Origin of the sequence: Amnimonas aquatica, assembly GCF_002943415.1 — a bacterium.
Taxonomy (GTDB): Bacteria; Pseudomonadota; Gammaproteobacteria; order Pseudomonadales; family Moraxellaceae; genus Perlucidibaca; species Perlucidibaca aquatica_A.
The window spans coordinates 1-3,993 of the sequence record NZ_PTQZ01000172.1 but is presented as its reverse complement, the minus strand read 5'-3'; the positions used below and the strand labels follow the sequence as shown (position 1 = coordinate 3,993).

The following is a 3,993-nucleotide window of genomic DNA, read 5'->3' as shown; positions in this document are numbered from 1 at the left end:
AGCTGGACTACCGCCACGAGGCCGCCACCCTGGCGGAGTTCCGCGCCTTCCACGCCGGCGACCCGCGCGTGATCATTCCCGAAGTGCTCCCGGCCCTGAGCGGCCGGCACGTGCTGACCCTGGCCCATGAGCCCGGCGATCCGCTGGGCAGTCTCGACGCGCGCTACGATGCCGCCCTGCGCGACCGGCTCGGAGAGCTGCTGTTCCGCACCATGGGCGCGCAGCTCTACCAGCTGCGGCACATCCACTGCGATCCGCATCCGGGCAATTTCGCCGCCCGGCCGGACGGCTCTCTGGTGATCTATGACTTCGGCTGCAGCAAGCGCATTTCCGCCGCCACGGCGCAGGCCTACGCGCAACTGACCCGCGCCGCCATGGCCGGCAATGCCGGCGACCTGGAGAACTGGCTGATACGCCTGGGAGCCCGCAACACCGGGCACACGGCCATACTGCCGGCGGACTTCTACCAGCCCTGGCTGAAGCTGGCCGGCGACACCATCGCGGACTCCGCCACGGACTTCGCCAGCCTTCCGCTGGCCGAGCGCGTGCTCAAGCTCAGCCGCAAGGCCCTGCCGCAGTGGCGCGCCTTCCAGCCGGTGCCGGAAATCGTGATGGTGAACCGTGCCCTTGGCGGGCACTACTGGAACCTGCGCCAGCTCGGCAGCCGGCTGGCCGTGAAGCCGCTGCTGACGCAGGTTCTGGAGGCATCAGGGAGCCGGTGACGGCTCCGCGACGTCGTTGACGTAATACACGTTGCCGCTCTTGGTGCGGATCATGCGCTTGCCCGCCGTACTACCCTCGTCACCGGTCGCTACCGGAGCGACAGGCTCGGGAGCACGCACCGGCACCACGGTCGGCGCCGGTGCGGCAGGCACCACCGGCGCGGGCACTGCCGGCGCCACCGGGGACTCCACGACCGGCGGAGTGTAACGGCTGCCGTACGGCAATCCCGGATCAGGCAAGGCCGGGCTGAACGGGCGCGCGCCCTCGGCCGGCATTATCACCGGCGGCGTGTAGGTCTGCGCAGGCTGCGCCGGCGCTGTCCGCTGCGGCACCACGGGCAGCGGCTCCGGGCGAATGGGTTCGGCCACCGGGTCGGCAGCGTACACGCGCGGCTCTTCGATGATCGTCCCGCCCTGCGGCACCGCCGCCGCGGCAGGCAAGACCGGCGCAGGCACCGGCTCGGGAGCCGGCTGCGGCGGCACCGGCTGGAGCGCCGGCGTCGGCGCCTGCTGGCGGACATCACGCTGGGCACCGCCCTGGTAGATATCCTGGATGTTCGGCGGCAGGCGGGTCAGGCGGCCCTGGGAGTCGACACCGAGGTCGACACGACGCACCGATTCGTACTGGCGCTGGGTCAGGCTGACAGCGGCTTCGCTGCTGCGCACGATGGTCGGCTGCAGGAAGACCAGCAGGTTGCGCTTCACGCGCGAGTCGCTGGTGGCACGGAACAGCACGCCGAGGCCGGGAATATCGCCCAGCAGCGGCACCTTGCTGACCGACTTCTTCACGTCATCCTGCACCAGGCCACCAAGCACGATGGTCTGACCGTCATCGGCAAGGATGGTGGTCTTGATCGAGCGCTTGTTGGTGATCAGGTCGGACGAGCGGATGGAGTCGGAGGTCGGCACCACCGAGGAGACTTCCTGCTCGACGTCGAGACGCACGGTGCCGCCGTCGCTGAGCGTGGGCGTGACCTTGAGCGTGATGCCCACGTCCTGGCGCTCGATGGTGGTGAACGGGTTGGTGGTGCCGGAGCCGGTGGTCGTGGTCGAGCCGGTGATGAACGGCACGTTCTGGCCCACCACGATCTTCGCCTCCTGGTTGTCCAGGGTCATGATGCTCGGCGTGGACAGCAGGTTCGCATCGGTGACGGCATTCAGGGCCTGGATCAGCGCGCCGTGGAACGAACGGTTGCCATCGGAGTCCTTGCGCGAACTGCCAATGCCGATGGCCGCGCCCTGTCCGATGTTGGCACTGCTGTAGTCACCGCTCACGGCCGCCGTGGCGAGATCGACCAGGCTGGCGCCGGCATTGCTGAAGTTGATGATGCCAACACCGCTGGAAGCGTCGCCGGAAGCCCACTGCACGCCGAGCTGGGCAGCGTTGTCACCGGACACTTCCACGATCGCGGCCTGGATCAGCACCTGGGCGCGACGCACGTCGAGGTCGCCGAGGATGGCCTCGACCTGGCGGATCTGGCCCGGGCGGGCACGCACGATCAGGGCATTCTGGCTCTCGTCGGCGATCAGGCTGGCCGAACCCACGGTGATGGTGGTCGTGCCGGTCTGGCGCGGCGAGCTGGAACTGATGCCGGAACCGTCCGTGGTCGTGCCGGAGCTGCTGCTCGACACATTGGCCGTCATCGACGAGGTGCTGGAGCTGACCTTGGCATCGCCGGTGGCCAGCACGCCCTTGAGCACTTCCGCGACCTGGCGGGCGCTGGCGTACTTGAGGCGGAACACGCGCACCTGGTCATCACTGAACTCGGAGGCGTCGTCGAGGTTGCGGATCACCGCGCGGACGCGGTCGCGCAGGGCGCGGTCGCCGCGCACCAGCAGACGGTTGGAACGTTCGTCGACGACAATGCGCACCTTGCCGGTACGACCCGCAGCACCGGCACCAGCGGCGACCGGCGCGCCGGACTCCATGGTCTCGAGGATGTTGACGAGGTCGGCAGCCTTGCCGTTGCGCACCGGAATGATCTCGATGGCATCGTCTTTCTCGCCGCTGTCCAGCTCGCGGATGATCGCCTCCATGGCGTCGGCGTTGCTGGCGCGGTCGGAGATGACCAGTGCGTTGGCACCCGGCACCGCCGCCATGTGCGCGAACTGCGGCATCATGGGACGCAGGGCCGCCAGCAGCTCGTTGGCACTGGCCTGCTGCAGCACGATCACGCGCGTCACCAGCTGCTCGCCGCTGGCGTTTCCGCCCAGGTCAACGCGCACACCCGACTGGCGGGCGTTGGTGTCGGGCAGGATCTTCACCACCTGGCCGCTGCTCACCGCCGCGAAACCGTTGATGCCGAGCACGCTCTGGAACAGCTCGTAGAGCTCGCTGGCCGACATGGCGCGGCTGGAGATGACCGTCACCGTGCCCTTCACGCGCGGATCAACGACGAAGTTGCGGCCGGTGATCTCCGCCATCTCGTTGACCAACGCGGAAATGTCGGCGTCCTTGAGATTGATCTTCCAGGTCTTCTCGGCCAGCGCCGGCTGGCTGGCGAGGAGCATCAGGCTGAGCGCGAGCGGCTTCAAGGTATGCATGTTCATGAGGGTCAGAGTTTCTGTTCCAAAGTGATGGTCTGGGCGCCGCGCTGCACTTCCACGCGCGCGTTCCCGCCTTGCTGCAGCTGTCCGATGATCTGCTGGTCCGCTTCCAGGTCCTTGCCGACCGGCTGTCCGTTGATGCTGACAACCCGGTCGCCAGGCTGCAGGCCGTAGCGCTGCATCATGTCCTTGGGCGCGGTGATGCTGACGATGTAGCCCTGCGAGGTACGGCGCAGGCCCATCTGGCGCAGCGCCACCAGCGGCGAATTGGCGAAACGCTGGGCCGCCATGTCGAGCGCGCTGCGCGCGCCTGCGGCACCGTCGGTGGCGGCAGCCGGCGGCGTGGCGCCGGCAGAGGCCGGCGTGTCGAAGCGCAGGATCTCCTCGCGGCCGCCACGGGTCAGCACGACGTGATCGGTTTCGATGCGATCCAGGCGCNTGTGCCTGGGGCGCTTCGCCGCTCTCACCGAAGAGCTTGCCGATGCGCGGGGCATCGGTGCCCACCTGGGCCGGAGCGGGACGCGCCGGCGGAGCGGCGAGGGAAATCGCCGGGCCGCTCCAGAGCAGCCAGACCAGGCGGCCGAGCTGCCAGGCCAGCACGATGGCCGCCAGCACCAGCACGGCGACCGCGGCCGGCGAGCCTCGCCGTTGCTCCCAGAGCGGTTTCAGACGCTCAAGCATGCTCCCTCACTCCCGACCGCTGCACCGCTGTGGAAAGCATGGA

At 68.8% G+C, this 3,993-nt stretch carries 3 protein-coding genes; 1 reads left to right on the top strand and 2 read right to left on the bottom strand.

Annotation, left to right across the window (positions count from 1 at the left end; all coding sequences use genetic code 11):
- On the top strand, nt 1–722 hold a 722-nt coding region (locus tag C5O18_RS10450), incomplete at its 5' end, for an AarF/UbiB family protein (RefSeq protein ID WP_241146771.1).
- Here the strand turns inward: C5O18_RS10450 and gspD are convergent.
- A complete protein-coding gene (gene gspD / locus C5O18_RS07240) occupies nt 708–3,272 on the bottom strand; it encodes a type II secretion system secretin GspD (protein ID WP_146089267.1) in 2,565 nt (854 codons plus the stop codon). The genes C5O18_RS10450 and gspD overlap by 15 nt on opposite strands.
- Nucleotides 3,273–3,277: 5 nt before the next feature.
- Nucleotides 3,278–3,511, bottom strand: a complete 234-nt coding sequence (locus C5O18_RS11255) for a PDZ domain-containing protein (protein WP_478209683.1) — start codon at nt 3,509–3,511, stop codon at nt 3,278–3,280.
- Nucleotides 3,512–3,993: the final 482 nt, after the last annotated feature.